The sequence below is a fragment of the Enterovirga aerilata genome (genome assembly GCF_013044135.1).
Lineage (GTDB): Bacteria > Pseudomonadota > Alphaproteobacteria > Rhizobiales > Beijerinckiaceae > Enterovirga > Enterovirga aerilata.
Genome location: NZ_JABEPP010000003.1, coordinates 766,354 through 792,945 on the forward strand (window position 1 = coordinate 766,354; position 26,592 = coordinate 792,945).

The following is a 26,592-nucleotide window of genomic DNA, read 5'->3' on the forward strand; positions in this document are numbered from 1 at the left end:
GAAGCCGCGGTGACGCCGGCGGTCGACCAACGATAACGACAGGGAGGGTAGCGGGACGATGAGACATGCGACTCTAAGCCGGCGTGCGATGCTTGGATCGGGCGCCGCATTCGCGAGCGCGGCCGCAGTCGGGGCCAGGGCGCAAAGCGCAACACCACTGCGCATTGGCGTGCTCACCGACATGTCGAGCCTCTATGCGGACGTGTCCGGCCCGGGTTCGGTCACGGCCGCGCAGATGGCGGCGGAGGATTTCCGCAGCGGCAGGAGCTACCGCCCGATCGAGGTCCTGAGCGCCGATCATCAGAATAAGCCGGACGTCTCCGCCGCCATCGCCCGGGAATGGATCGACCGGCAGGGCGTCGATGTCGTCGTCGACGTTCCCAATTCCGCGGTCGCGCTTGCAGTCAGCAACATCGTCCGCGAGAAGAACAAGGTGATGCTCGCCTCCGGGCCGTCCTCCTCGGACCTCACCGGCAGGGCATGTTCGCCCAACACGATCCACTGGACCTACGACACCTATGCGCTCGCGACCGGGGTGGCGACGGCGGTCGTGAAATCCGGCGGCCGGCGCTGGTTCAACCTGACGGCTGATTACGCCTTCGGCCACGCCATGGAGCAGGATGTCCGGCGCGTGGTCGAGAAGGAGGGCGGCCAGGTTCTCGGGAGCGTGCGCACCCCGCTGAACACGCAGGATTTCTCATCCTTTCTCCTGCAGGCGCAGGCGTCAGGGGCGCAGGTGATCGGTCTGATCAATGCCGGCGGCGACACGATCAACTCGATCAAGCAGGCGGTCGAGTTCGGGATCGTCGCAGGCGGGCAGCGCCTCGTGGCCACGGTGCTCTACGTGACCGACGTGCACAGCCTCGGACTGACCGTCGCGCAGGGGCTCCAGTTCACAGAATCGTTCTACTGGGACCTGAACGATTCCACCCGCGCCTGGAGCAAGCGGTTCGCGGAGCGGATGGGCGGACGGGCTCCGAGCGCGCTGCATGCCGGCGCCTACGGGTCGGTCCTGCATTATCTGAAGGCTGCTGACGCGGCCGGTGGTCCCGCGGACGGCCGGGCGGTCGTCGAGAAGATGAAGGCGCTCCCGACAGACGATCCCTGCTTCGGCAAGGGCTCGATCCGGATCGACGGCCGCAAGCTGCACGACATGTACCTTTTCGAGGTAAAGAAGCCGGTCGAGTCCAGATACCCTTGGGACTATTACCGGGTGGTCGGGTCCATCCCGGCCGCGGAGGTCTGGCGTCCGCTCGACCAGGGCGGCTGTCCCTTGGTCAGGACATGACGGTCGCGCTCGTCACCGGTGCCGGCGGCGCGATCGGGCGCGCCATCGCGCTCCGGCTGGCGGAAGCCGGATACGATCTGGCCCTCGTCGATCTCGACGAGACGGCGGGCGCGGACACAGCGCGCCTTGTCGAGGCGGCGGGGCGGAGTGCGCTCTTCATCCGCGCGGACGTCACCGTCGCGAACCAAGTGGAGCATTTCGTCGCCGAGGCGGAAACGCGGCTCGGGCCGATCGCCGCCTTTGCGAACAATGCGGGGATCGAGGGGACGATCGCGCCGATCCACCTCTTTCCGGACGAGATCTTCGACCGCGTCCAGTCGGTCAATGTCAGGGGAGTGTTCCTCGGCCTCAAGCATGTCCTCGCGAGAATGATCCCGCGCGGCGCCGGAGCGGTCGTGAATACGGGCTCCACCTCATCGATCCGCGGCCGCGCCGGGCTCGCAGCCTATGTCGCGAGCAAGCACGCGGTGCTCGGACTGACCCGCGTCGCGGCGCTCGAGGCCGAGGGCACGAAGGTGCGGGTCAACGCCGTCCTTCCGGGGCCGATCGAGTCTCGGATGATCCGCTCCCTCGACGAGATCGCGCGCTCGCGCGGCTCGCAGGTGCAGCGCGCCGGCTCCGCTCGCTACGGCCGCCCCGAGGACGTTGCGGTTGCGGTGGCATTCCTTCTTTCGGACAGCGCGGTTCATATCAACGGCGCGGCCCTGACGGTCGATGCCGCCTCGACCGTGCCCTGAGGCCCGGACTCGCCCGAGATGATCTGAAGCAGGCCTACTCGGCAGGCTGGACGGCCGTGCCCTGGAGCGGGCGCGGCTCCTCCTGGTCGCGCGATCCGGCCAGGAACGTGTAGGCGACCGGAACGACGAACAGCGTCAGCAGCGTGCCGAAGGTCATGCCGCCGACGATGACCCAGCCGATCTGGGAGCGGCTCTCGGCCCCCGCGCCGGTCGCCAGCGCGAGCGGCACTGCGCCGAGCACCATGGCGCCCGTCGTCATCAGGATCGGGCGGAGCCGGAGCGCGGCGGCCTCCACCAGGGCCTCCCGGACCGGACGTCCCTCCTCCCGCAGCTGGTTGGTGAACTCGATGATCAGGATGCCGTGCTTGGTGATGAGCCCGATGAGCGTCACGAGGCCGATCTGGCTGTAGACGCTCAGCGTCCCGCCCGACCAGTAGAGCGCCGCGAGCGCGCCGGTGATCGAGAGCGGCACCGAGAACATGATCACGAGCGGATCGACGAAGCTCTCGAACTGCGCGGCGAGCACGAGATAGATGAAGCCGAGCGCGAGGATGAAGACGAACACGATGCTGGCGCCCGACTTCTTGAACTCGCGGCTCTGGCCGGCATAGTCCGTCTGCACGGTCGGCGGGAGCACGCGCGCAGCGGTCTGCTCGAGGACGGCGAGCGCGTCCCCGAGCGAATAGCCGGGCGCCGGCACGGCCGTGATCGTCGCCGAGCGCATCTGGTTGAAGCGGTTCAGCTCCTTCGGGGCGACCGTCTCCGCGATCCGAACGACGCTCGACAGCTGAACCATCTCTCCCTGCCGGCCCCGCACATAGATGGTCTGCAGGTCCTCCGTCGTGTCGCGGCCATCCTCGGCGACCTGCACCACGACGTCGTACTGCTCGCCGTTCATGTTGAAGCGGGTGACCTGGCGACCGCCGAGCAGCGTCTCGAGGGTGCGCCCGACGATATCCACGGACAGGCCGAGATCGGCGACGCGCTGCCGGTCGAGCTCCACCTTCACCTGCGGCTTGTCGAGGATGAGGTCGGTCTCGACATTCGTCAGGGCCGGCGACTTCGACGCTTCGGTCATGACGAGGTCGACATATCTTCGCAGCTGCTCGTAGCTCTCCGAGCTGCGCAGGACGAAGTTCACCGGGCGGCTGCTTGCCCCGCCCTGGCCGAGCGAGGGCGGGTTCGTGGCGAAGACCCGGATTCCGGGAATCTTGGCGAGCCGCGTGTTCAGGTCGGCGACCATCTCCTGCTGGGTGCGCGTCCGCTCCTCCCAGGGCTTCAGCCGCGCGAACGCGATGGCCCTCGTCACGTCGGGGAAGCCCACGATCACGAGGTAGTTCTGCACCTCGGGAGCGGCGGCGAAGAACTCCTCGACGCGGCGTGCATGCTCGGCCGTGAAGGACAGGGTCGCGCCTTCGGGAGCGACCCCGATCGCCGTGATGCTGCCGCGATCCTCGACGGGCGCCAGCTCGGACCTCAGATGCGTGAAGAAGTAGTAGCTCGAGCCGGCCACCGCGAGCGCCAGGACGACCACTACGGGGCGGATCGACAGGGCGAAGTTCAGCGCGCGGCGATAGCCGCTGGTCATACCCTCGAAGAACCGTTCGAGGAGGTTGTACAGGCGCCCGTGCCCCTCGTGATGTCGCAGGAGCTTGGCGCACATCATCGGGGTCAGGGTCAGCGCCACGAAGCCGGAGACCAGCACGGCGCCCGCCAGGGTCAGGGCGAACTCGATGAACAGCTTGCCCGTGCGGCCGGTCGCGAAGGCCATCGGCGCATAGACCGCCACGAGGGTCAGCGTCATCGCCACCACCGCGAAGGCGATCTCCTTGATGCCCCGGATCGCGGCGGCGACAGGCTTCATGCCGTCCTCGATATGCCGGTGCACGTTCTCCAGCACGACGATCGCGTCGTCGACGACCAGGCCGATGGCCAGGACCATGGACAGCAGGGTGAGCGTGTTCACCGTGAAGCCGAGCGCCGCCATGATCGCGAAGGCGCCGATGAGAGAGACCGGGATCGTGACGAGCGGGATCAGCGTCGCCCGGACCGAGCGCAGGAACACGAAGATGATCAGCACGACGAGCGCGACCGCTTCGGCGACCGTGTGATAGACGGCCTTGATCGAGCGATCGATGAAGATCGATGTGTCGTACGAGACCGCGATGCTCATGCCGTCGGGCAGGTCCGACGTGATCTCCGGCAGGGCGGCACGCACGCCGGCCGAGACGTCGAGCGGGTTCGCCGTCGCCTGCTTGACGATGCCGATGGTGACCGAGGGGCGGCCCGTGAACCAGGCGGCGTTGCGCTCCTGCAGGGCGCCGATCTCGACGCGGGCGACGTCCCGGATCCGGACGGGGAAGCCCTGCACGTCCTTGACGACGATGTTGCCGAACTGCTCGGGCGTGACGAGGCCCGTCTGCGAGAGCACGGTGAACTCGCGGTCCTTGCTCTCGATGCGACCGGACGGGATCTCGATATTCTGCTGCCGCAGCGCCGCCTCGACCTCCTGCACGGTCAGGTTCTGGGCGGCGAGCCGGGTCTGGTCGAGCCAGATCCGCATGGCGATGCGGCGCTCGCCGAGGATGCGGACCTCGGCGACGCCCGTGACGTTCTGGACGCGGTCCGTGATGAAGCGGTCCGCAAAATCGGTGAGCTCGAGCGGTGTATGCCGGGAGCTCATCAGCGAGAGGTACAGGATCGGCTGCGCGTCGGCCTCGACCTTGGCGATGATCGGCTCGTCGATCTCATCGGGCAGCCGGCCGCGAACGCGCCCGACCCGGTCGCGCACGTCCGAGGCGGCCACGTCCGGGTCGACCTCCGGCCGGAAGGTGACGGAGATGTTCGAGCTCTCCTGACGGCTGATCGACGTGACCGTCTCGATCCCCTCGATGCCGGCGATCGAGTTCTCCAGGATCTGCGTGACCTGCGTCTCGATGATCTCCGCGCTCGCCCCGGGATAGGTCGTGCGCACGGAGACGATCGGCTCGTCGATGTTGGGGTATTCCCGGACCGGCAGCCGCGTGTAGGACACCGCGCCGACCAGGACGACCAGCAGGCTGAGGACCGTGGAGAGGACCGGCCGGCGGACGAAAAGCTCGAAGAGACTCATTGCGTGACGGTCTCTCCCGCCTTGGCCTGGGGCTGCACCGCCTCGATGGGCGAGCCGTCGCGGAGCCTCATCTGGCCGGTGGTCACGATCCTCTGGCCCGGCTTCAGGCCCTCGGCGATCTCGGCGCGGCCGGGGAGGCGCTTTCCGAGCCGCACGCGGACGAGGCGCGCCTTGTCGCCCTCGACGACATAGACCGCCTTGGCGGAGCCGTCGGGCACGACCGCCGATTCCGGAACGACCACGGCGCTCTCGCGGATGTCGGTCACGATCGAGACGCGGGCGAACAGGCCGGGCTTCAGGAGCAGGTCCGGATTCGGGATGCGGGCGCGCAGGCGGATCGCGCGTCCGTTCACGTCGACCACGGGATCGATCGCGTATACCGCGCCCTCGAAGACGCGGTCGGGAAAGGCGTCCACCCGGACGCGGATCTTCTGGCCGACCGCCACGTCCTGCAGCAGCAGTTCGGGGACCCTGAAATCGACCTTGATGGGATCGAGCTTCGTCAGCGTGACGACGGTCTGCCCGGGCGTCAGGTAGGTCCCGACGCTCACGCTGCGCAGGCCGACGATGCCGTCGATCGGGGCGGCGATCGTGGCCTTCTCGAGGCGGGCCTGGGCGAGAGCCACCCGGACCTCTGCCGCCGCGAGCTGGGCCTCCGCCTGCTCCAGGGCGACGCGCGTGCCGGCCCCGCGCTGGACCAGCGAGTTCGCGCGTTCGAACGTGTCCCGCGCAAGGCCGCGGTCGACCTGCGCCTGCTTCAGCTCCTGCGTCAGGATCGCGGTGTCGAGCTCCACGAGCATCTGCCCCGCCTTGACCCGGTCGCCCTCCCGGAACCCGAGCTTCATAAGCCGGCCCGCGATCTCCGGCGCGATCGCGACGGACTCGTCCGCCATCAGGGTTCCGAGCGCCTCGACCTCGTCGGAAACGGGCTCGACCCGAACGGATGTGATTTCCACCGGGACCGGGACCGGGCCCGCGGCGGCCTGCGACGGCGCCGCCGCGCTTGCCCGCGGCCCCGGCTTGACGATGCCGAGCCTCTCGGCCCCGCCGAGCCAGGCAAAGCCGGCCGCCGCCGCGATGACGAGCATCGCGGCGATGAGAAGGACAGAACGCTTCAAGACGCCCCTCCGATTGCGAGAGCCTGCCTGTGGCGCTCGGACGAGCAATGCGGCTCTTCCCGGCGCGCCAGGCCGCCGAGAAGCAGGTCGCTGAGCCGCTTCGAGCTCGCGCCCGTGCCGCCGCCGACGATCGCGGCCATCCGGACCGCACCCAGTATGGCGAGGGCGGCGAGCTGGGGATCGGCGGCGTCGAATTCGCCTCTCCGGTTCCCCTCTTCGATCAGGGAGACGACCTCGTCGCGGAGGTCCCTCATGCCCTTTCGGAGCATCTTGCGGCTGTGCTCGCTCGGTCCGGTTCCCTCGCCCTCGATGGCCCGGAGGGCCGGCGCGAGCGCGCCGATCTGCTCGTGGATGAGCGCGATCGTCCGGCGCAGGCGCGTCTCCGCCGAGCCGGGCTCGCTCCGCAGGGCCGCGACCTTCGAGCGGAGCTCCCCGAGCGTCTGTTCGAGGGCGGCCATGAAGAGGGCCTCCTTCGTCGGAAAGTAGCGGTACAGGGTGGGCTTCGCGATGTCCGCCGCCACCGCGACGTCGTCCATATGGACGCGCGCGTAATCCTCGGACGCGAACAGCGCCGCCGCCACGCCCAGCACCTTCCTCCGGCGCCGCTCCAGGGTTTCTGCCTTCATCCGGTCTTGCTACTCGTGGGTCATAACTGAGCCGCCCGAGTTCAAATATGAGCGGTGGCTGCCGGATCGGCAAGGGGAGGTTGCAAGCCGCCTTCCGGGCGGTCGGTCCGGGAGGTTCGGAGAGCCGGAGCGCGCATGACCGGTGATGTCGTCGCGCGCAGGCTCGCATGGCATATCCTGAGCTCGGACGGCTGACGGTGGGGTCCCGGGAGACGATGAACTACCACGATGCCAAGACGCTGCGGCTGTTCGTGACCGCCTGCGAGCTGCGGAGCCTGAGCCAGGCGGCCGAGCGCATGAACCTCGCCCCCTCCGCCGCGAGCCGGCGCATCCAGCTTCTCGAGAAACAGGCGAACAGCCCGCTCCTGGCCCGGCGGCCGCACGGGGTGGAGCCGACGGCGGCCGGGCTGACCGTCCTGCGCTATGCCCGCGACATGCTGCACATGACCGAGCAGCTCGGCGGGCTGCTGGAGGAGCATCGCTCCGGCATCCGCGGCTTCGTGCGGATCAGCGCCTCGAGCTCCGTGCTCGTCCAGCGCCTCGCCTCGGACCTCTCGCAATTCATGAAGGAGAATCCCGAGATCAAGCTCGAGCTCGAGGAGCATCCCACCCTCGGCACGCTCGATGCCCTCGCGCGGAAGCGCGTCGATATGGGCGCCGTCGTGATGGGCGCGGAGGCGCATGCCTTCGAGCGGTTTCCGTTCGGCGGCGACCGTCTCGTCGTCGCGGTGCCCGCCTCGCATCCGCTCGCGGAGCTCGGCAGGCTCCGGTTCGAGCGCATCCTGGCCGAGGAGATCGTGACCCTCGAGCCGTCCACGGCGCTGCGGCGCCTCCTGACGGACCGGGCGCGGGACCTCGGGCAGCACCTCAAGGTCCGCGTTCAGGTAAGCAGCTTCGAGGTGGTGGGCCTGATGGTGGCTAAGGGCCTCGGGATCGGCATCCTGCCCGAACACGCGGTCCGGCCCTTCGCGGAGGCGCTCGGCCTGAAGGTGCTCGTGCTCGACGAGCCCTGGGCCTGCCGCGATTTCGCAATCTGCGTCCGCTCCTACGACGAACTCGACGCGCCTGCCCGCCGCCTGATCACGTTTCTGCTCGGCGACGCAGCCAAGCGGGGCGAGGTTTCGAAATTATCGAATCCTGGCCCCTCGTAATTCAGGTTCTGCTCCGTCCGGCGAACCCCTAATGTCCGGGCCTGGAGGCCCCGCAGCCGTCCGAGCTGCATCGCGAATGATGACCGAGGCACGTTTTCCCGACTGGACTTCGCTCTCGCCGGAGGAGCGCCGGAGCGAGGCGGCCGCATCGTTCCGGCGGCTGACCGAGCTCGGGCCGCGGCTGAACGCGACCGTCGAGATCATCGCGCCATCCCGGAAACCCGAGGCCGCAGGCCTTCTTGCCGGTCTGCCCTATGCCACCAAGGACATGCTCGACCGGGTCGGGCGCCCCGCCGGCTGGGGTGGCGTCAGGGCGGATCGCCCGGCTCCCGAGGCCACGGCGGAGATTCTGGAGCGGCTGGATGGCGCCGGTGCCGTCGAGGTGGCGATCTCCGCCATGACCGAACTCGCCTACGAGCCGTCCGGCTACAACGCGTTGCGCGGCCGCACGCTCAATCCGTGGCATCCGGACGCCGTGTCCGGGGGCTCCTCCAGCGGCTCCGCTGCGCTCGTCGCATGCGGGGCCGTGGTCCTCGGCCTCGGCTCCGATACCGGCGGGTCCGTCCGCATCCCCGCGGGCTGCTGCGGGATCACGGGCCTCAAGCCCACGGGCGGCGCGCCCTTGGACCGGGCCGTGATGCCGCTCGCCCCCAGCATGGACGCGATCGGATTCATGGCGCGAAGCGCGGCCGAGATCGCCTCCGTCCTGCCGGTCGTCGCCCCGGCCGCGGCGGCCGATGCCGGCGAGCCTTTCACCCGCGCCGCGATCCTGACGGACTGCCTCGCGCAGGCGACGGCGCCGGTCCGGCGCGCCTTCGCGGCCGGGACCGAGGCGTTGCGGGCGGCCGGGCTGGAGATCGGCGCGGCGCAGCTCGGCGGGACTCTCGCCGAGGCAGACGGGCACGCCCTCACGGTCATGCAGGCCGAGAGCGCCCGGTCCCATGACGGCTTCGGCGAGGAGCATCTCCCGCCCACGCTGGCGAGGCGTCTGGCCAAGGGCCGGGAGATCGCCGACGACATCCTGGAGGCCAGCCACGGCGCGAGATCCCGGGTCGCGGAGGCGTTCCTCTCCAGCCTCGGCGGGGCCGAGGCGGCGCTGCTGCCCGTCATGCCGATCGAGACGCCGCTTGCGGCGGAGACGGACCCGGCCAGCGCCGCCTTCCAGCCGCGGGTTCTCTACCGGATGAGCCAGTTCACCCGGTTCGTGAATTTCCTCGGCCTTCCGGCGCTCTCGCTGCCCTGCGGGTTCGACGAGCGCGGCGTCCCGATCGGTCTGCAGATGATCGGTCCCGCCGGCAGCGAAGCGCGTCTCCTGGCGACCGCCATCCGCGTCCAGGCGATGACCGACTGGCATGGCCGCCGCCCGCCGGCTCTCGGCGATCTTCCATGAGAGCATCGGACCCCATGACGGCCGCCGCACCTTCCTCAGCGCTCTCCCACATCCGGGTGCTCGACCTCACGCGCGTCCGGGCAGGCCCCACCTGCTGCCGGATCTTCGCCGATTTCGGCGCGGACGTGATCAAGATCGAGGCGCCGCAGGGCGTCGACCCGAACGAGGGCATGAGCGGCCAGCGCCTCGGCTACGACATGCAGAACCTGCATCGGAACAAGCGCTCGCTGACCCTCAACCTCAAGAAGCCGGAGGGCCGCGCCATCCTGATGCGGCTGGTCGAGACCGCGGACGTCGTGGTCGAGAATTTCCGTCCCGACGTGAAGGAGCGTCTCGGGATCGCCTACGAGGACCTGCGGGCCGTGAACCCGCGGATCATTCTCGCCTCCATCTCGGGCTTCGGCCAGACCGGGCCCTACCGCGACCGCGCCGGCTTCGACCAGATCGCCCAGGGCATGGGGGGGCTCATGTGGGTCACGGGCGCGCCGGGCCAGGGCCCGATGCGGGCGGGCATCGCGGTCGCGGATTCCTCCGCCGGCATCTACGCCGCCACCGGGATCCTGGTCGCGCTCGCGGAGCGCGAGCGTTCCGGCGAGGGCCAATGGGTCCAGACATCGCTCCTCCAGTCCCAGATCGCCATGATGGATTTCCAGGCCGCCGCCTTCCTGGTGGAGGGCAAGGTGCCGGGCCAGGCCGGGAACGACCATCCCTATTCCACTCCGATGGGGGTGGTTCCGACGCAGGACGGCTTCATCAATATCGGGGTGGGCGGCGAGGGGCAGTGGGCCGCGCTCTGCCGGGCGCTCGAGCGGCCCGATCTGGCGAACCATCCCGACTACGCCGTGCAGGATCTGCGCTTCCGCAACCGCGAGAAGCTCATGACCGAACTCGCGGCCGTCTTCGCCACGCGCAGCTCGGCCGATTGGCTGCGCACGCTCGACGCCCATGGCGTGCCCGCGGGCCCGATCTATCGGGTGAACGAGGTCTTCGCCGATCCGCAGGTCCAGCATCTGGGGATCGCCAAGCCCGTCCGGCACCCGCAGCTCGGCGATATCCGGCTGGTCGGACAGCCGATCGATCTGTCGCGCACGCCGGCCGGCATCGCCTCGCCCACGCCGGATGCGGGCGAGCATACGGAGGAGATCCTCCGGGACATCGGGCTTGACGCCGGCGCGGTCTCCGACCTGCGCGCAGCCGGGGTGGTGTAGGATGGGCGCGGACTTCAGCATCGGGACGATCGGGCTCGCGGTCGAAGGCGCGCTCGCGACCATCACCCTCGACCAGCCGGCGCGCCACAACGCGATGTCGCTCGCGATGTGGCGGGAACTGCCGGAGCGGGTCGAGGCGGCCGTCGCCGACGAGCGGGTGCGGGCGATCCTCGTGACGGGCGCCGGGGAACGCGCCTTCTGCGCCGGCGCGGATATCTCGGAATTCGGCGAGAACCGGAGCGGTCCGGACGCTGCCGCGGCGTATGACAGGGCAGTCCACGCCGCCATCGACGCCCTTCGGACCGCCGCCAAGCCGACCATCGCGGCGATCCGCGGGATCTGTTTCGGCGGCGGCCTGGAGATCGCGCTCTGCTGCGACCTGCGGATCGCGTCGGCGGGTGCGCGGTTCAGGCTGCCGGCCGCGCGGCTTGGCCTCGGTTATGCGTATGAGGGCGTCGCGCTGCTCGCCGACCGGCTCGGCGCGGGCGCGGCGGCGGAGATCCTGTTCACGGCCGCGATCCTGGATGCGGAGGAGGCGCGCCGCGCCGGCATCGTCGGGCGCGTTTTCGCCGAGGAGAGTTTCGCCTCCGACGCGGCCGCCTATGCCGCGTCGGTCACCCGCAACGCCCCGCTGGTCCTGAAGGCGCTCAAGCTGGGTCTGCTGGAGCATGCCAAGCCGGCCGGGGAGCGGGACTTCGCCTTGCTGCAGGCGGCCGTGTCCGCCTGCTCGGCAAGCGAGGATTACCGCGAAGGGCAGGCGGCGTTCCGGGAACGGCGGGAGCCGCGGTTCACGGGTCGATGAACCAACCAGCGCGCAATCGGCTCAGAATTGCGCCACAACGGAGAGAGGACGGTCGGACATGATGAGGTCACTCGCTGCACTCTGTCTCTCGGCGGCGCTCGCGCTCGCGCCCGGCCTCGCCCGGGCGGTCCAGCCGGCGCCCGCGCCGCTCTCGCCGCCGACCAAGCTCACGGTCGGCTATGTGAAGGTCGGCCATCTCGCGCCGCTGTCGCTGGTGCCGGAAGAGGCCAAGAAGCTCGGCGTCGAGCTCGATCTCGTCGAGTTCTCGCGCTACGCCGACGCCCGCACGGCGCTTCTGGCCGGCTCGCTCGACGTCGCCGCGGTCGCGCCCGCGGACCTCGCGATCAGCCTCGCCCAGGGCTCGACGAGCATGGTCGGGATCATGGGCGTCGGCGGGTCGAAGAAGTACGTGATCGGCCGCACGGGCGTGAAGCTCGATTCCTGGGACGACCTGAAGGGCAAGAAGGTCGCGATCGGGCCCGGATCGGCCGTCTGGTTCCAGTTCGCCGCGACGGTCACGGAGAAGGGGATCCCGTACAACAGCTTCCAGGCGGTCAACATCCAGGGCGGCGGCGCCAACTACGTCCAGGCGCTCCAGCGCGGCGATGTCGACGCCATCGTCTGCTGGGAGCCGTTCGAGTCGCTCGCCGTGATGGAGGGGCACGGCTTCTTCGCCAAGAACCTGGAATACAGCCAGTCCAAGTCGGTCGGCGCCGAGCTCGGCATGATCGCCGCGAGCCGCAAGGCGGTCGAGACCAAGCGCGACGCCGTCGAGCGCTTCGTGTGGTCCTACATCAAGGCGCAGGAGACGCTCAGCGCCGACCCGGCCAGGTTCGCCGACGCCTACGCCAAGCTGACCGGCGTCGACCCCAAGATCGCGACCGAGGCCTCCAAGCTGATCACGCTCGGCGCCGTCGTCTCCCCCGAGCAGCTCGAGCGCCAGGCCAAGGCCTTCAACGAGCTCGGGGTGATCCAGAAGGACGTGTCCGGCGAGATCCGCAAGTACTGGGACGCGTCCTTCGTGGCGAAGGCGACGGGAAGGTAACGGGGAGGCTCGACGGCCGTCGCCCTCCGGGCGGCGGCTGCGGAGGGGCAGATGGCACAGGCTGAACTCCTGCAGGCGGGGCAGAGCGCATCCGCGTCCAAGCCGGCGCGGCCGGCATCCGCCCGCCCGGCGGCGGCCCGGGGCGCGGCCGCCTTCCTGACCGGCACGGGCGGGGGCAGGGCCGTCCTCGCGGTCATCCTGCCGCTGCTCGTCCTCGTTCTCTGGCAGCTTGCCGGGCGCGGGACGGGATCGCTCTTCGGAGGGGTGCTGCCCACGCCCGACCGCGTCTGGGCGGCCTGGGAGGTCTGGGCCTTCGGCAAGTCCGGCCTCGGCCTCAATCCGTATAGCGGCACCTGGCTCGCCAACGTCCTCTTCTCTGCGCAGCGCGTCGCCCAGGGCTTCGCGCTGGCCACGCTGGTCGGGATCCCGCTCGGCATCCTGATCGGCTGGAACCGGCTCGCGGCCGGCAGCTTCGATCCGCTGATCCAGGTGCTGCGGCCGATCCCGATCACGGCCTGGCTGCCCTTCGCGATCGCGGTCTTCGGCATCCAGAGCATGGGCGCGGTGTTCCTGATCGCGCTCGGCGCCTTCTACCCGATCGTGATCAACACCACGGCCGGGGCACGGGGCGTGGAGAAGAACTGGATCCGCGCCGCGCTGATGATGGGCGCGCGCCCGTCCGACATCCTGCTCCGCGTCGTCCTGCCCGCCTCGCTTCCGTCGGTCTTCACCGGCCTGCGCATCGGCCTCGGCATCGGCTGGACGGCCGTGATCGTGGCCGAGATGGTCGCCGTGAAGTCGGGCCTCGGCTACGTGCTCTGGGACGCCTACTACATCGGCCGGATGGACGTGGTGATCGCCGACATGGCCTCGATCGGCCTGCTCGGCTTCCTCAGCGACCGGCTCATCCTCCTGCTGGAGCACTGGGTGCTCGGCTGGCGCCGTCTCCAGAGCTTCCAGAATTGAGGGGCACGCGAGGGTGATCGAGTTCCAGGGCGTATCGAAGACCTTCGCCGGCCGCACCGCGGTCCAGGCGCTCGCCGAGGTCGATCTCTCCATCCGGGACGGCGAGTTCGTCGCGCTGCTCGGACCGTCGGGCTGCGGGAAATCGACCCTCCTCAACCTGCTCGCCGGCTTCGAGCCGCTCAGCGAGGGTCATCTCACCTTCGCAGGCCAGGAGGTCCGTCGCCCCGGACCGGATCGGGCCGTCGTCTTCCAGGAGGCCTCGCTGTTCCCCTGGCTGACCGTCTGGGACAACGTGACCTTCGGGCCGCGCGTGCAGCGCCGGAGCAGGGCGGAATACGAGGAGCGCACACGCGAGATGCTCCGCCTCGTCGGCCTGGAGGCCTTCAGGGACGCGCTCCCGGCGCAGCTTTCCGGCGGCATGCGTCAGCGCGTCGGCATCGCGCGCGCCCTGGTGATGAACCCGCGCGCCCTCCTCATGGACGAGCCCTTCGGGGCGCTCGACGCGCAGACCCGGCTCGCGATGCAGCAATTGCTGCTCGACGTGTGGCAGACGCTCGGCATCGCGGTGCTGTTCGTGACCCACGACATCGACGAGGCCGTTCTCCTCGCCGACCGGATCTGCGTGATGTCGGCCCGCCCCGGACGGATCACGCGCGAGATCCAGGTCGAGCTGCCCCGGCCGCGCTCGATCGACAATCTCATCACGCCCGAATTCACCGCCTACAAGGCGATGATCATGGCGGAGATGAAGCTCGCGCACGGAACCCATTGATGGCCAATCCCCGCATCCCCTACCGCCTGAGCTCGAGCCGGCCCGCGCTGCCGCCGCTCGGCGGCAAGCGCATCCTGGCGCATCTCGTCGTGAACGTTGAGCATTGGCGCTTCAGCGACCCCATGCCGAGGACGATCCTCACGCCTCCGCACGGGCGCGAGACGGTGCCCGACGTGCCGAACTTCTCCTGGGCGGATTACGGCATGCGGGCCGGGATGGCCCGGATACTCGAGCTGTTCAGGTCGCGCGGGCTGCCGGCCTCGACGAGCTTCAACGCCGGCGTGATCGAGGCCTATCCGGAGGCCGCCGCGGCCATGCGCGAGGCCGGCTGGGAATTCATCGGCCACGGCATGCACCAGAAGGCGCTGAACCATGCCGAAGGCGGGGAGGGCGCCACGATCCGGGAGGCTCTCGACCGCATCGCCGCCTTCACGGGCAGGCGCCCGCGCGGCTGGCTCTCGCCCGGCCTGCGGGAGACCGAGACCACCCCCGACATCCTGAAGGAGGCCGGGATCGACTACGTCTTCGACTGGGTCGTCGACGACCTGCCGTCCTGGATGACGACCCGGGCCGGGCCGCTCCTTGCGATGCCCTACAACCTCGAGATCAACGATTCGGTAATCTACGCGGTGGAGCGGCACGCGACGGGCGAGATGGCGAGCCGCCTGGAGCACACGCTGCGTCTGTTCGAGCGCGAGGCGACGGAGACGGTGCGCGTGCTGGCGCTCGGGCTGCACCCCCATCTCATCGGCGTTCCGCACCGCTTCCACGAGCTGGAGCGGATGGTCGACCTGCTCCAGGCCTCGACGCAGGTGAAGTTCGTGGTCGGCGCGGAGATCGCCGACTGGTACGCCCGGCACGAGCCGGCGCCGTCATCGCGGAACCCGGCCGGATAGGCGCATGGACGACCGCCCGGCCGGCGCACCCGACTCCTTCGATGCGGCCGGGGCCTTCGCGCGCCATGCCGCGCAGACGCGGTTCGGCGATCTCCCGGCGGAGGCCGTGGCCAGGGCGAAGACCTTCCTGCTCGACAGCCTCGGCGTGGGGCTTGCCGGCACGTCCGACGCGAATGCGGGCCGGGTGCTCGCGGCGGCGTCCGGCTGGGGCAGCGGCGCGGACGCGACCGCCTGGGGCAGCGGCGCGGAGCTGCCGGCGCCCTCCGCGGCCTTCGTCAACGCCTATCTCGTGCACGCGCTGGAGTTCGACTGCATCCACGAGCGCGCCATCGTCCACCCGATGGCGACGCTGCTGTCGGCGCTCTTCGCCTGGTCCGAGCGCGCGGCGCGCCGCGGCGACCCGGTGAGCGGACGCCGCTTCGTCGCCGCGATGTCGGTCGGAGTGGACGTCGCGGGCCTCCTCGGATCGGCCACCCGATCCGGCCTGCGCTTCTTCCGCCCCGCCACGGCCGGCGGGTTCGGGGCCGCGGCCGCGCTTGCGAACGCGGCCGGCCTCGCCGAAGCCGGGGTGCTGAATGTTCTCGGCCTCCATTTCGGACAGGTCTCCGGGACGATGCAGGCCCATGTGGAGGGCTCGCCCGCGCTGGGCCTGCAGATCGCGGCGAACGCGCGGGCGGCGGTGACCGCGATCGATCTCGCCGAAGCCGGCCTGACCGGCCCGAAGGACATGCTCAACGGGCCCTTCGGCTACTACGCGATGATGGAGGACGGCTCGTTCGAGCCGGCGCCGATCGAGGCGGAGCTCGGGCGGGTCCCGCAGCTCACCCGGCTCTCGCACAAGCCCTATCCGAGCGGCCGGCTGAGCCACGGCGCCGTGGACGGCCTGCGCCGGCTGATCGCCGCGCATCGCTTCGCGCCGGAGGCCGTGGCGGAGGTCGTGGTCCATGTGCCGCCGGTCGTGATGCGGCTCATGGGCCGGCCGAACGTGCCGAACCCGTCCTCGAACTACGCCAAGCTCTGCCTGCCCTTCGTGGTTGGCACGTATCTCGCTCGCGGGCGGGTCGATGTGCCCGATTTCAGCACGCCCGAGATGCGGAACGATCCGGCGGTCCACGCATTCGCCGGGCGCGTCCGCCTCGTCCCGGACGACAACCCGAGCCAGAACGCCATCGCCCCGCAGCGCGTCACCGTCCGGCTGAACGGCGGCGAGCGGCACGAGATGATCGTTCCGGCGATCTACGGTCACCCGGACGCGCCCCTGAGCGAGGCCGAGAACCTGGAGAAGTTCGGCCGCTGCTGCGGCTATGCCCATCCGCCGGTGCCGCCGGAGCTGCGGGACAGGCTGGTGGCGCTCGTCGCCCGGTTCGACGAGCTGGAGGATGTTTCGGTCGTGCCGCGCCTCCTCGCCGTGGAAAGGGCATCGTGACGCAACTCTGCGGGAGGCGACCTGTCCCAGGAAGGCGAGCATGCACGCGAGACCGGCGCCGGAGGCCGCCGCACGACTGTTTCGGGACCAGAACGGGAGGAATCGAGGATGCCGATCGCCGGAAAGGGAATGCTGATCACCTGGATGGACGTGGATCCCGCCGATGAGGCCGATTTCAACCTCTGGTACGACCGCGAGCATCTCGCCGAGCGGGTGGCGATCGAGGGCTTCATGGAGGCCCGGCGCTGGATCGCCGTGCAGGCGGGGGCGAAATACTTCAACACCTACTCGACGCAGAGCTTCGAGACCCTCAGCAGCCCGGCCTACAAGCAGGTCCTGGCGAACCAGACGGCTTGGTCCAACAAGCACATCTCCCGCTTCCGCAACCCGGGCCGGGTGATCGGCCGCATCAGCCATAGCCGCGGCCAGGGCCGCGGCGGCGCGCTCGGCGTCGTCCGCCTCCGGCCCGCCGCGGACGGGAGGGACGCCGCCCGTACCGGGCTTCTCCCGCTGCTCGATCCGGGCATGCTGCCGGGCATCGTCTCGCTCCATCTCGTGGAGAGCGATCCGGAACTGTCCAGGACGCTGACCGATCCGGACACGGCGAATCCGGGTGCCGCCGACTGGTACGTGCTCATCGACGGCACCGATGTCGGCGCCGTCACCCAACTCGTCGAGAGCAGGTTCCAGGCAGCCGGGATTCCCGTCGTCGCGACCGGCACGTACCGGCTCTTGTGGGACCTCGTGAAAGGTGAACTATGAGCGGACCGCATCCAGCAACCCTGTAATCATCCTTATGGAGATGAAACGTGCGCAACATCGGATCGATTTTCGCGGGTGCCGGATTTGCGGCCGCATTCCTTGCGAGCTCTGCCGTCCTGGCGGACAAATGGAACATGCCGGTCCGCTCCAATGAGCGGAACTATTTCACGCGCAACATCCAGCAGTTCGCGCAGGACGTGAAGCAGGGGACCGGCGGGAAGGTCGAGATCGTCGTCCATCCCGAAGACTCGCTCACCAAGCAGCCGGAGGTGAAGCGGGCCGTGCAGACCGCGCAGGTTCAGCTCGGCGAGTTCCTCATGTCGATGCATTCGAACGAGAATGCGGTCTTCGGCGTCGACGCGGTGCCGTTCCTGGCGAGCAACAACGAGGAGAACCGCAAGCTCCTGGCGGCCGCCCGGCCGTTCATCGAGGAGCGTCTCGGCCGCCAGGGGATGCGCGTCCTGTTCGTGGTGCCGTGGCCGCCGAACTCCTTCTATGCCGGCAAGGAGATCAATTCGGTGGCCGACTTCAAGGGCGTGAAGTTCCGCGCCTTCAACCCGGTCACGGGCCGCCTGGCCGAGCTGATGGGCGCCATCCCGGCCACCGTCCAGCAATCGGAGGTGCCGCAGGCATTCTCGACCGGCGTCATCCAGGCGATGATCACCTCGCCGGCCACCGGCGTCGACACCCAGGCCTGGGACTTCGTGAAGTACTTCTACGAAGTGAAGGCCATGGCCCCCTGGAACGTCGTGATCGTCAACGAGCGCGTGTTCAGCCGGCTCGATCAGGCCACGAAGGACGCGGTGCTCGCGGCAGCGAAATCCGCCGAGGAGCGGGGCTGGGCCCTGCAGGCCGAGGAGACCGGCAAGCTCGTCGAGACCCTCAGGTCCAAGGGCATGGAGGTCCGCCAGCCCAGTCCGGAACTGATGAAGGAGCTGAAGGCCATCGGCGACCAGCTCATCCAGGAATGGGCGAAGGCCGCCGGTGAGGACGGCCAGAAGATCCTCGCGGCCTACCGCAAAAGCTGAAGCGGATGCGGCTGCTCGACAGGCTGTACGCGGCGGGGATCGTCCTCGCCGCGATCTTCATGGTCATCATCGCGGCCCTGACCCTCTCGCAGGTCGTCGGCCGCTATTTCGGCCTGGTGGTGCCGGATGCGGGCGACCTCGCCGGCTACGCCATGGCGGGATCGATCTTCCTGGCCCTGCCGCACACGCTCCGCAGCGGCGGGCATATCCGCGTGAACCTGCTTCTAATCCATGTTCCGCGCGGCATGCGCCGGGCCCTGGAAGTGTGGTGCGTGTCGTTCCTGTGCGTGGTCGGAGGCCTCTTTGCCGCCTTCGCGGTCAAGCTGGTGCTCGATTCCTACGAGTTCGGCGACGTCTCCACCGGCATGATGCCGATCCCCCTGTGGATACCGCAGCTTTCCATGGCGCTCGGGGCCGTGCTGCTGGAGATCGCAGCGATCGAGGAACTGGTCCGGGTCCTGACCGGACGCGAACCCAGCTACGCCCGCGCCGAGGGCGACGGCTTCACCGAATAGGGCGAGCATGGATCCGCTTCTCTACAGCCCCATCCTCGCCCTCGCGCTCCTGCTGCTCCTGGCCTCGGGCCTGTGGGTGGCGGTGTCGCTGATCGGCGTGGCGCTTCTCGGGATGCTGCTGTTCGCCGACGCGCCGATCGAGCTGGTGATGCCCTCCTCGATCTGGGGCGCGGTCAGCAGCTGGACGCTGACCGCGCTGCCTCTCTTCGTCTGGATGGGCGAAATCCTGTTCCGGACGAAGCTCGCGGACGACCTCTTCAACGGCCTCGCGCCCTGGACGACCCGCCTCCCGGGCCGCCTGATGCACGTCAACGTCATCGGCTGCGGGATCTTCGCGGCCGTCAGCGGCTCGTCGGCGGCTACGGCCGCGACGGTCGGGCAGATGTCGCTGCCGGAGCTGCGGCGGCGCGGCTATCACGAAGCCACGAGCATCGGCTCGCTCGCGGCCTCGGGCACGCTCGGCCTCCTGATCCCGCCCTCGATCATCATGATCGTGTACGGCGTCTCGGCGAACGTCTCGATCGCCCGCCTGTTCCTGGCCGGGGTCCTCCCGGGCCTGCTGATGATGGCGCTCTTCATGGGCTACATCATGATCTGGGCGCTGCTGAACCGGGACAAGATGCCTCCGCCGGAGCCGGACCTGCCCATGCGCGAGCGGCTCAAGCGGCTGCGCCTCCTCCTTCCGACCGTGCTCCTGATCATGGCCGTCATCGGCTCGATCTATACCGGCATCGCGACCGCGACGGAGGCCGCGACGCTCGGCGTCGTCGGCTCGCTCCTGGTGGCGCTCTTCTCCGGCAGCCTGAGCTGGGAGAACTTCAAGGAGAGCCTCTACGGCGCCACCCGCACCTCCTGCATGATCGGCTTCATCATCGCGGCCGCCGCCTTCCTGTCCGTCGTGATGGGCTATGCCGGCATCCCGCGCGCATTGGCGAGCTGGATCGGGACGCTCGGGCTCTCGCCATACGGCCTCATCTTCTCGCTCACCATCCTGTTCCTGATCCTCGGCTGCTTCCTGGACGGGATCTCGATGGTGGTGCTGACGACGGCGGTCATCATGCCGATGGTCGAAGCCGCGGGGATCGACCTGATCTGGTTCGGCATCTTCATCGTGCTCGTGGTCGAGATCGCGCAGATCACCCCGCCGGTCGGGTTCAACCTGTTTGTCGTCCAGGGGCTCACCGGCTACGACATCCTGCGCGTCGCCCGGGCGGTGTTGCCGTTCTTCTTCGTGCTGTGCCTGGGCATCCTCCTCATCACGATCTTTCCGGGGATCGTGACCTGGCTGCCCCGCACCATGTTCTCCGCGACCTGACCGCTCGCGGCCGAGAGATGCGTTTCCACAAGGGCCCGTAATGACGTCGACCGATCCGATCTTCCTGCCCGTCCATCAGCTCTCGCAGGAGATCATGGCGCGCCGCCTGTCTCCGGTGGAGCTGACCGAAGCCTATCTCGGCCGCATCGCGGCCCGCGAGCCGAAGCTCCAGGCCTTCGTCGAGGTGTATTCGGCGGAGGCGCGTCAGGCCGCCCAGGCGGCCGAACTCGCCATCCGGTCCGGGCATGCGGTCGGGCCGCTGCACGGGATACCGGTCGCCCTGAAGGACCTGGTCGAGCTCGAGGGCCGGATCGTCACCGGCGGCACGGCGGCGTGGCGGGAGCGCAGGGCCAAGCGGACCGCCACGCTCGCCCGGCGCCTCATCGCCCAGGGCATGATCGTGCTCGGGAAGACGCATACGGTCGAGTTCGCGATGGGCGGGTGGGGCACCAATTCGCGCCTCGGCACGCCCTGGAACCCGTGGGACCTCGAGCGCCCGCGGACGCCGGGCGGCTCGAGCAGCGGCTCGGGCGTCGCGGTCGCGGCCGGGATGGCGCCCTGGGCGCTCGGCACCGATACGGGCGGCTCGGTGCGGATGCCGGCCTCCTGGTGCGGGATCACCTCGCTGAAGACGACGATCGGCCGGATCAGCACGCACGGCGTGCTGCCGCTCTCTCCGACGCTCGACACGCCCGGCCCGATGACCCGCGACGTGGAGGATGCGGCGCTGCTCTACATGGCCATGCAGGGACCGGATCCGCTGGACCCGCGGACCCTGCGGGTGCCCGAGGCCGACCCGCTGCCGACCTTGAAGCGCGGCGTCAGGGGCCTGCGCCTCGCGCGCATGCCGGAGGCCGAGCGCAGCTTTGCGACTGCGGAGGTCCTGGCCGCCTACGATGCGTCGCTGCTCGAGCTCGAGCGGCTCGGCGCCGAGATCGTCGAGGCCAGGCTGCCCTTCGGCTTCGCAGATGTTGCCGCGCTGAACCTTCGCATCATGGCGGCGGAGAGCTATGCGATCCTGCGCGAGCTGATCGACGACGAGAATGCGCCGCTCGACCCGCATGTCCGCCCGCGCATCGCGGCGGGCCGGAGCCTGACGGCGCAGGCCTATCTCGAGGCGCTGCAGCAGCGGGAGGCGATGAAGGAGGCTTTCGGCTTGGCGATGGCGGGCATCGACGCCTTGCTGACGCCCACGACGATGACGACGGCGCTGCCGCTCGACGAGGTGGACCAGACCAAGGCGCCGGCCCATTACACGCGCTTCGGCAACTTCCTGGACCTCTGCGCCGTGGCGCTGCCCAACGGCGTCGGGAGCGGCGGCCTTCCCACCTCGCTGCAGATCGTCTGCCGGTCCTATGACGAGGCCACCGCCCTTCGGATCGGCTGGGCCTATCAGGCGGCGACCGACTGGCATCTCCGGCGTCCGCCGGAGTGAGCCGGGCCGGCGCCGGCGGGAGGCCCGGGCGGTTCCGCCCGGTGCTACCTCTTGCTCGCCGGGGCGATCGCTCCGCCTCCCCTAAAGAGAGCATTGCCCTCGGGCGTGCCTGGCCATCCACTCGCGGCGCCGGGCTCCGTCCGGCCGGAAGGGGAGGGGAAAGATGGTCAAGGCTGCGCTCTCGGCTCTCGTCCTGTCGGCGCTTCTCGCGCCCTTGCCCGCCTCTGCGCAGGGGCGGACCTGCAGCGGCCGCGACCAGGTCTGCCGAGAGGAATGCGTGAGGAACTACCGCAACAGCACGCAGTGCAACCGCACCTGCGACGGGCGCAAGAGCGACTGCATGAGCACCGGCTGCTGGGGCAAGACGAACCAGTGCGGCTACCAGAGGTCCTGACGGCGGGAGAGCGCCGGGGCCCGCACGGGGCCGGGCCGGGGGCGCGCCGCCTCTGGCCTTGCGGGGCCGCCCCCGCTACAGCCTCCGCCTGATCACCGGACCCGGCGCGCTCCGCCTGGAGTCCAGGGCGGAGGAGCGGATCGGGATGAGTTCAGGCCAGGCACGGACGGGCGGGCGGATCCTGGTGGATCAGCTCCTTGCGCAGGGCGTGGACCGGGCGACCTGCGTGCCCGGCGAGAGCTACCTCGCCGTGCTCGACGCCCTCCACGACGCGAAGATCGACGTGCTCGTGTGCCGCAACGAGGGCGGGGCGGCCATGATGGCCGAAGCCTACGGCAAGCTCACCGGCCGGCCCGGCATCCTGTTCGTCACGCGCGGCCCGGGCGCCACCAACGCGAGCCCCGGCATCCACATCGCCAGGCAGGATTCGACGCCGCTCATCGTCTTCGTCGGGCAGGTCGACCGCTCCATGCGCGAGCGCGAGGCCTTCCAGGAGCTGGATTACCGCGCCGCCTTCGGCCCGGTGGCGAAATGGGCGACCGAGATCGACCAGGTCGAGCGCATCCCCGAGATCGTGGCGCGGGCGTTCCGGGTCGCCACCCAGGGCCGGCCGGGCCCGGTCGTCGTCGCGCTGCCGGAGGACATGCTGCTCGACACGGCCGTCGTCGAGGACGCGCCGCGCGTCCAGCCCGTCGAGCCCTGGCCCGCCCCGCAGGCGGTGGACGAGCTCGGCCGCATGCTCGGGGAAGCCCGAAGGCCGCTCGTCATCCTCGGCGGCTCGCGCTGGAGCGAGGCGGCGCGCGCCGGGATGGTGGAGTTCTCCGAGCGGTTCGGCCTACCCGTCGCGACCTCGTTCCGGCGCGCGCAGCTCTTTCCGGCGGATCATCCGAACTATGCCGGCGATGTCGGGATCAATCCCGGGCCGAAGATGACGGAGCGGGTGAAGGGGGCCGACCTCGTGCTCCTCGTCGGCGGGCGCATGTCGGAGATGCCGTCCTCCTCCTACACGCTCTTCGACATCCCGAGCCCGCGCCAGCGGCTCGTCCATGTCTATCCGGACGCCTCCGAGCTCGGCCGCGTCTACCAGCCCGCGCTCGCCATCGAGGCCTCGCCCGCGGCCTTCGCGGAATCCGTGCGGCGGCTCGAGCCGCCGAGCCGGATCCCCTGGCTGCAGAGCACCGCGGAGGCGCATGCCGACTACCTGGAGCGCACCGAGACGCCGAAGAAAGGGCCCGGCGCCTTCCAGTACGGGGAGGCGATGGTCTGGCTGCGCGACCGGCTGCCGGAGGACGCCGTCGTCGCCAATGGCGCCGGCAACTTCGCCGTCTGGGTCCACCGCTTCATGCGGATGACCGGCCGGCGCACCCAGCTCTCCCCGACCAGCGGCTCGATGGGCTACGGCCCGCCGGCCGCCATCATGGCGAAGCGCATCTTCCCTGACCGCACGGTGGTCTGCTTCGCGGGCGACGGCGACTTCCTGATGAACGGCCAGGAATTCGCGACCGCGGTCCAGTACGGGATCGCGGTCGTCGTCGTGGTGGTCGACAACGGCATGTACGGCACGATCCGCATGCATCAGGAGCGCGACTATCCGGGCCGGGTCTCGGCCACGAAGCTGGTGAACCCCGATTTCGCGGCCTATGCCCGCGCCTTCGGGGGCCACGGCGAGCGCGTCGAGCGCACGGAGGATTTCGCGCCCGCCTTCGAACGGGCGCTCGCCTCGGGCCAGCCCGCCATCATCCATTGCCTCGTCGATCCGGAGGCGATCACGCCGGACCGCACGCTGAGCGAGATCAGGGGAACGGGGGCGCGGTAGCAGGCCGCTCGCGCGACCTGTGTGCGCCTTCTTCTCCCGCAAGGGGAGAAGGAAGGCGGCTCGCCCGCTGCTTCGTCGGCCTCCAGCAAGGCCTGAGGCAAAAAGCCGATTCCTCAGGCCGGCAGGACGACCACCTTCGTCTTGACCGGCGTCCGGTTGTAGAGGTGGATCATGTCCTGGCTGAGGAGGCCCACGCAGCCGCTGGTGATGCCGCTGCCGATCGATTCGGGGTCGCTCGAGGCGTAGATCGTGTAGAGCGTATAGGCGCCGTTCTGGTAGAGATGCAGCGTGCGGGCGCCGAGCGGGTTGTCGAGCCCGCCCGGCATGCCGCGGGCCCATTTGGCCGCCTCGGGCTGGCGCTTGATCATCTCTCTCGGCGGCGTCCAGGTCGCCCATTCGGATTTCCGGCCGACATAGGCGTCCCCGCTCCAGCGGAACCCGTCGCGGCCGACATTGGCGCCGTAGCGGGTGGCCGATCCGCCTTCCTCGATGCGGTAGACGTAGTAGTTGGCCGGATCGACGATGATCGTGCCGGGCGCTTCCTTGGTCTCGTAGGCCACCGTTCGCCGGTAGTATTTCGGGTCGACCTTGCTGATGTCGACCGCCGGGATCGGGAACTTCTCCTCGGGCACCGGCCCGTAGAGCTTCGACGCCTCGGCGAAGCTCATGCCGTCGGTCGTCTGGCAGCCGGCCAGCCCCAGCGCGCCGACACCCGCGGCGGCGGAGCCGACCAGGAACGAGCGGCGGCCAAGGAGACCCGGCCGCCGTCCCAGCGACGCCGCATCGCCGGCATCGGGCTTTCCGCTGTCCATGATCATGACCTGGTCTTTCCGCTGCCGTGGTGCCCGACGAGAGGGGACACTGGCATATACCCGCTGAACATTGTGTTGCGGCGCCGACACTGCCGCTGGACGGCCGGTTCGGCAACTCGGGCGCTTCGCCGGGGGAGGGAAACGGCAGGTCATTCCGCATCCGTGAGACCGACGGCGCGTGCGCCTTCGGCGGCAAGCGGACCGGGCCGCGGCGCCCGGGCACCTTAGTCGCGGCGAAGCGTTCCCAGGATCCGCTCGCATTCGAGGAGCTCGTCCAGCGCCGCCTGGAGCGCCGCGACGTCCTCGGCCGCGAGCCGGGGATGCGCCGGCTCCTCCGGATCCGCCGCCTCGCGCGCGACCGCCTGCGGCCGCCCGGGGTCGCTCTTGAGCTCCGCCGCCTCGAAATCGCCGAGCTCGGGCCCGTCGTCGGGCTGGCTGTCCGGCCGCGCCACCGCAACGACCTGCTCGCCCCGGCCGATCGCCTGGACGAAGCGGAGCCCGTCCTCCTTCAGGATCCGCTGGACGCCCTTGATCGTATAGCCCTGGCCGTAGAGCAGGTGGCGGATGCCCTTCAGCAGGTCGACGTCGTCGGGGCGGTAGTAGCGACGCCCGCCGCCCCGCTTCAGCGGCCTTATGGGCGAGAACCGCGTCTCCCAGAAGCGGAGGACATGCTGGGGGATGTCGAGGTCGGCTGCGACCTCGCTGATGGTCCGGAACGCGTCGGGGCTCTTCTGCATGGCGGCGCGTTCTGCTGCGGCCTCACGCGTCGGATGCGGCGCCGTTTCCGCCGTTGATCCGCGCCTTGAGCACGTTCGAGGGTTTGAACACCATGACGCGCCGCGGCTCGATCGGCACCTCGACCCCGGTCTTCGGGTTGCGGCCGACCCGCTGCCCCTTGCTGCGGACCAGGAAGGACCCGAAGGAGGAGAGCTTCACCGTCTCGCCCCGGGCGAGCCCGTCGCAGATCTCGTCCAGGACCTTCTCGACGAGCGCCGCCGATTCGGTCCGGGACAGGCCGAGCTTCTGGTACACGGCCTCGCTGAGATCGGCCCGCGTGATCGTCCGACCCGCCATTCGTCCCCCCGGATCGTCGCTGAAAGGAATCTGACTATCTATCTGAAGCGCTACAGCTATTCCGTCGGGAATGGGCGGTCAATCGTCTCCGCCGTCATTCCTGGCCGGAGCAGCGCTGCGGAGGGGAACGGGCATCCAGGGGAAGGGTGTGGCGCTCAAGTTCTCTGGTCCCCTTCCCGGGCGCTACGCGCCCGCCGGGATGACAAGCCCCATTGTCATTCCCGGCCGGAGGCGGCGGAGCCGCCGGAGGGGACGGGACATCAGGGGTGTTTCCCGCGGTGCGAGATTGTCTGGATCCCCTTCCCGGCCCTGCGGGCCGCCGGGGATGACGGTGGAGCCGCCCTTCCCGCCTGCTGCGCAGGCGCCGGGGATGACACGCGCAACTGTCATTCCCGGCCGGAGGCGGCGGAGCCGCCGGAGGGGAAGGGAATCCAGAGGCGTCGCACACCGGCGAGTTGTCTGGATCCCCTTCCCGGCCCTGCGGGCCGCCGGGGATGACACCGGACCGCCTCCACTGTCATTCCCGGCCGGAGCAGCGCGTCAGCGCTGCGAAGGGGAAGGGAATCCAGGGGCGTCGCGCAGCGGGTAGGTTTCCTGGATCCCCTTCCCGCCTGCTGCGCAGGCGCCGGGGATGACACGCGCAACTGTCATTCCCGGCCGGAGCGGCGCGACAGCGCTGCGAAGGGGAAGGGAATCCAGGGGGACACGCGGCGGTAGGTTGTCTGGATCCCCTTCCCGCCTGCTGCGCAGGCGCCGGGGATGACATGCGGCTTGACATTGTTAGGAATATAGTCTAGATCGGCTTCGTCCTCTTCGCCGAGGGGCGCTCTCGCGAGGCGTCGTGGAAGCGGAGGAGGATGCGGCGCCTGCGGGCGGGTTTCGCGAACCCGCACTCGGGGAGCCG

General features: G+C 69.8%; 24 protein-coding genes. 18 read left to right on the forward strand and 6 right to left on the reverse strand.

Translation table 11 applies throughout. From position 1 onward, the window contains the following. The first annotated feature begins 58 nt into the window (after window positions 1–58). Both HJG44_RS13835 and HJG44_RS13840 read left to right on the forward strand, forming a co-directional pair. Entirely contained in the window at window positions 59–1,288 is a 1,230-nt protein-coding gene (locus tag HJG44_RS13835) for an ABC transporter substrate-binding protein (RefSeq protein ID WP_430395062.1), read from the forward strand. Further along, window positions 1,285–2,025: an SDR family NAD(P)-dependent oxidoreductase gene (locus HJG44_RS13840; protein WP_171218914.1), complete on the forward strand. Its 741-nt coding sequence runs from the start codon at window positions 1,285–1,287 to the stop codon at window positions 2,023–2,025. The genes HJG44_RS13835 and HJG44_RS13840 overlap by 4 nt, the downstream gene beginning before the upstream one ends. 34 nt (window positions 2,026–2,059) lie before the next feature. On the opposite strand, the gene HJG44_RS13845 is transcribed toward HJG44_RS13840, so the two are convergent. From HJG44_RS13845 to HJG44_RS13855, 3 genes are read right to left on the reverse strand one after another with little or no spacing between them, the layout of a single operon-like run. Next, window positions 2,060–5,137 carry an efflux RND transporter permease subunit gene (locus HJG44_RS13845; protein WP_171218915.1) on the reverse strand — a complete coding sequence of 1,026 codons (3,078 nt, stop codon included), beginning with the start codon at window positions 5,135–5,137 and terminating at the stop codon, window positions 2,060–2,062. Then, window positions 5,134–6,255, reverse strand: coding sequence for an efflux RND transporter periplasmic adaptor subunit (locus HJG44_RS13850; RefSeq protein ID WP_171218916.1), 1,122 nt, complete (start codon window positions 6,253–6,255; stop codon window positions 5,134–5,136). Before HJG44_RS13850 ends, HJG44_RS13845 begins: the two co-directional genes overlap by 4 nt. Beyond that, window positions 6,252–6,881: a TetR/AcrR family transcriptional regulator gene (locus tag HJG44_RS13855; protein ID WP_171218917.1), complete on the reverse strand. Its 630-nt coding sequence runs from the start codon at window positions 6,879–6,881 to the stop codon at window positions 6,252–6,254. Before HJG44_RS13855 ends, HJG44_RS13850 begins: the two co-directional genes overlap by 4 nt. A 167-nt stretch (window positions 6,882–7,048) precedes the next feature. On the opposite strand from HJG44_RS13855, the gene HJG44_RS13860 reads away from it, so the two are divergent. From HJG44_RS13860 to HJG44_RS13935, 16 genes are all read left to right on the forward strand, one after another. Continuing rightward, window positions 7,049–8,032 carry a LysR family transcriptional regulator gene (locus HJG44_RS13860; protein WP_210261086.1) on the forward strand — a complete coding sequence of 328 codons (984 nt, stop codon included), beginning with the start codon at window positions 7,049–7,051 and terminating at the stop codon, window positions 8,030–8,032. 76 nt (window positions 8,033–8,108) lie between these two features. After that, window positions 8,109–9,422 (forward strand): amidase, encoded by a 1,314-nt coding sequence (locus HJG44_RS13865; RefSeq protein ID WP_171218918.1) that lies wholly within the window; start codon window positions 8,109–8,111, stop codon window positions 9,420–9,422. Between the two features lie 14 nt (window positions 9,423–9,436). After that, on the forward strand, window positions 9,437–10,630 hold the full coding sequence (locus tag HJG44_RS13870; RefSeq protein WP_171218919.1) for a CaiB/BaiF CoA transferase family protein: 1,194 nt from the start codon (window positions 9,437–9,439) through the stop codon (window positions 10,628–10,630). Between the two features lies 1 nt (window position 10,631). Then, window positions 10,632–11,432 carry an enoyl-CoA hydratase gene (locus HJG44_RS13875; RefSeq protein WP_171218920.1) on the forward strand — a complete coding sequence of 267 codons (801 nt, stop codon included), beginning with the start codon at window positions 10,632–10,634 and terminating at the stop codon, window positions 11,430–11,432. Window positions 11,433–11,490: 58 nt separating this feature from the next. Further along, a complete protein-coding gene (locus HJG44_RS13880) occupies window positions 11,491–12,477 on the forward strand; it encodes an ABC transporter substrate-binding protein (protein ID WP_210261087.1) in 987 nt (328 codons plus the stop codon). Between the two features lie 51 nt (window positions 12,478–12,528). Then, complete coding sequence (locus tag HJG44_RS13885; RefSeq protein ID WP_171218921.1) at window positions 12,529–13,443, forward strand: ABC transporter permease; 915 nt, start codon at window positions 12,529–12,531, stop codon at window positions 13,441–13,443. Window positions 13,444–13,456: 13 nt separating this feature from the next. Further along, the gene (locus HJG44_RS13890; RefSeq protein WP_171218922.1) at window positions 13,457–14,215 is read left to right on the forward strand and encodes an ATP-binding cassette domain-containing protein; all 759 of its coding nucleotides are present in this window, start codon (window positions 13,457–13,459) and stop codon (window positions 14,213–14,215) included. Next, the gene (locus HJG44_RS13895; protein WP_171218923.1) at window positions 14,215–15,111 is read left to right on the forward strand and encodes a polysaccharide deacetylase family protein; all 897 of its coding nucleotides are present in this window, start codon (window positions 14,215–14,217) and stop codon (window positions 15,109–15,111) included. Before HJG44_RS13890 ends, HJG44_RS13895 begins: the two co-directional genes overlap by 1 nt. Before the next feature lie 4 nt (window positions 15,112–15,115). Beyond that, on the forward strand, window positions 15,116–16,537 hold the full coding sequence (locus tag HJG44_RS13900) for an MmgE/PrpD family protein (protein WP_171218924.1): 1,422 nt from the start codon (window positions 15,116–15,118) through the stop codon (window positions 16,535–16,537). Between the two features lie 108 nt (window positions 16,538–16,645). Next, window positions 16,646–17,299: a DUF4286 family protein gene (locus HJG44_RS13905; RefSeq protein ID WP_171218925.1), complete on the forward strand. Its 654-nt coding sequence runs from the start codon at window positions 16,646–16,648 to the stop codon at window positions 17,297–17,299. Between the two features lie 47 nt (window positions 17,300–17,346). Beyond that, window positions 17,347–18,327, forward strand: a complete 981-nt coding sequence (locus HJG44_RS13910; protein WP_210261088.1) for a TRAP transporter substrate-binding protein — start codon at window positions 17,347–17,349, stop codon at window positions 18,325–18,327. Window positions 18,328–18,332: 5 nt separating this feature from the next. Then, window positions 18,333–18,842, forward strand: a complete 510-nt coding sequence (locus HJG44_RS13915) for a TRAP transporter small permease (protein ID WP_171218926.1) — start codon at window positions 18,333–18,335, stop codon at window positions 18,840–18,842. Window positions 18,843–18,849: 7 nt separating this feature from the next. Next, on the forward strand, window positions 18,850–20,157 hold the full coding sequence (locus HJG44_RS13920) for a TRAP transporter large permease (RefSeq protein ID WP_171218927.1): 1,308 nt from the start codon (window positions 18,850–18,852) through the stop codon (window positions 20,155–20,157). Between the two features lie 40 nt (window positions 20,158–20,197). Beyond that, window positions 20,198–21,592, forward strand: a complete 1,395-nt coding sequence (locus HJG44_RS13925) for an amidase (protein ID WP_171218928.1) — start codon at window positions 20,198–20,200, stop codon at window positions 21,590–21,592. A gap of 163 nt (window positions 21,593–21,755) precedes the next feature. Continuing rightward, entirely contained in the window at window positions 21,756–21,986 is a 231-nt protein-coding gene (locus tag HJG44_RS13930) for a hypothetical protein (RefSeq protein WP_171218929.1), read from the forward strand. 145 nt (window positions 21,987–22,131) lie between these two features. Continuing rightward, complete coding sequence (locus tag HJG44_RS13935; protein WP_171218930.1) at window positions 22,132–23,802, forward strand: thiamine pyrophosphate-binding protein; 1,671 nt, start codon at window positions 22,132–22,134, stop codon at window positions 23,800–23,802. A gap of 113 nt (window positions 23,803–23,915) precedes the next feature. On the opposite strand, the gene HJG44_RS13940 is transcribed toward HJG44_RS13935, so the two are convergent. The 3 genes from HJG44_RS13940 to HJG44_RS13950 all read right to left on the reverse strand — a co-directional run bounded on the left by HJG44_RS13940 (window position 23,916) and on the right by HJG44_RS13950 (window position 25,688). Then, entirely contained in the window at window positions 23,916–24,620 is a 705-nt protein-coding gene (locus HJG44_RS13940) for a L,D-transpeptidase (protein WP_171218931.1), read from the reverse strand. A gap of 218 nt (window positions 24,621–24,838) precedes the next feature. After that, entirely contained in the window at window positions 24,839–25,351 is a 513-nt protein-coding gene (locus HJG44_RS13945) for a MerR family transcriptional regulator (RefSeq protein WP_171218932.1), read from the reverse strand. Window positions 25,352–25,373: 22 nt separating this feature from the next. Further along, window positions 25,374–25,688, reverse strand: coding sequence for an integration host factor subunit alpha (locus HJG44_RS13950; protein ID WP_171218933.1), 315 nt, complete (start codon window positions 25,686–25,688; stop codon window positions 25,374–25,376). Window positions 25,689–26,592 lie beyond the last annotated feature (904 nt).

What these genes read in the sequence shown, in the direction of transcription:
- HJG44_RS13925 (WP_171218928.1), top strand. Translation starts at nt 20,198, where the DNA reads ATGACGTCGACCGATCCGATCTTCCTGCCCGTCCATCAGCTCTCGCAG.
- HJG44_RS13885 (WP_171218921.1), top strand. Translation starts at nt 12,529, where the DNA reads ATGGCACAGGCTGAACTCCTGCAGGCGGGGCAGAGCGCATCCGCGTCC.
- HJG44_RS13940 (WP_171218931.1), bottom strand. Translation starts at nt 24,620, where the DNA reads ATGATCATGGACAGCGGAAAGCCCGATGCCGGCGATGCGGCGTCGCTG.
- HJG44_RS13920 (WP_171218927.1), top strand. Translation starts at nt 18,850, where the DNA reads ATGGATCCGCTTCTCTACAGCCCCATCCTCGCCCTCGCGCTCCTGCTG.
- HJG44_RS13945 (WP_171218932.1), bottom strand. Translation starts at nt 25,351, where the DNA reads ATGCAGAAGAGCCCCGACGCGTTCCGGACCATCAGCGAGGTCGCAGCC.
- HJG44_RS13845 (WP_171218915.1), bottom strand. Translation starts at nt 5,137, where the DNA reads ATGAGTCTCTTCGAGCTTTTCGTCCGCCGGCCGGTCCTCTCCACGGTC.
- HJG44_RS13855 (WP_171218917.1), bottom strand. Translation starts at nt 6,881, where the DNA reads ATGAAGGCAGAAACCCTGGAGCGGCGCCGGAGGAAGGTGCTGGGCGTG.
- HJG44_RS13950 (WP_171218933.1), bottom strand. Translation starts at nt 25,688, where the DNA reads ATGGCGGGTCGGACGATCACGCGGGCCGATCTCAGCGAGGCCGTGTAC.
- HJG44_RS13915 (WP_171218926.1), top strand. Translation starts at nt 18,333, where the DNA reads ATGCGGCTGCTCGACAGGCTGTACGCGGCGGGGATCGTCCTCGCCGCG.
- HJG44_RS13900 (WP_171218924.1), top strand. Translation starts at nt 15,116, where the DNA reads ATGGACGACCGCCCGGCCGGCGCACCCGACTCCTTCGATGCGGCCGGG.
- HJG44_RS13840 (WP_171218914.1), top strand. Translation starts at nt 1,285, where the DNA reads ATGACGGTCGCGCTCGTCACCGGTGCCGGCGGCGCGATCGGGCGCGCC.
- HJG44_RS13880 (WP_210261087.1), top strand. Translation starts at nt 11,491, where the DNA reads ATGATGAGGTCACTCGCTGCACTCTGTCTCTCGGCGGCGCTCGCGCTC.
- HJG44_RS13865 (WP_171218918.1), top strand. Translation starts at nt 8,109, where the DNA reads ATGATGACCGAGGCACGTTTTCCCGACTGGACTTCGCTCTCGCCGGAG.
- HJG44_RS13895 (WP_171218923.1), top strand. Translation starts at nt 14,215, where the DNA reads ATGGCCAATCCCCGCATCCCCTACCGCCTGAGCTCGAGCCGGCCCGCG.
- HJG44_RS13870 (WP_171218919.1), top strand. Translation starts at nt 9,437, where the DNA reads ATGACGGCCGCCGCACCTTCCTCAGCGCTCTCCCACATCCGGGTGCTC.
- HJG44_RS13860 (WP_210261086.1), top strand. Translation starts at nt 7,049, where the DNA reads ATGGCATATCCTGAGCTCGGACGGCTGACGGTGGGGTCCCGGGAGACG.
- HJG44_RS13875 (WP_171218920.1), top strand. Translation starts at nt 10,632, where the DNA reads ATGGGCGCGGACTTCAGCATCGGGACGATCGGGCTCGCGGTCGAAGGC.
- HJG44_RS13930 (WP_171218929.1), top strand. Translation starts at nt 21,756, where the DNA reads ATGGTCAAGGCTGCGCTCTCGGCTCTCGTCCTGTCGGCGCTTCTCGCG.
- HJG44_RS13935 (WP_171218930.1), top strand. Translation starts at nt 22,132, where the DNA reads ATGAGTTCAGGCCAGGCACGGACGGGCGGGCGGATCCTGGTGGATCAG.
- HJG44_RS13835 (WP_430395062.1), top strand. Translation starts at nt 59, where the DNA reads ATGAGACATGCGACTCTAAGCCGGCGTGCGATGCTTGGATCGGGCGCC.
- HJG44_RS13905 (WP_171218925.1), top strand. Translation starts at nt 16,646, where the DNA reads ATGCCGATCGCCGGAAAGGGAATGCTGATCACCTGGATGGACGTGGAT.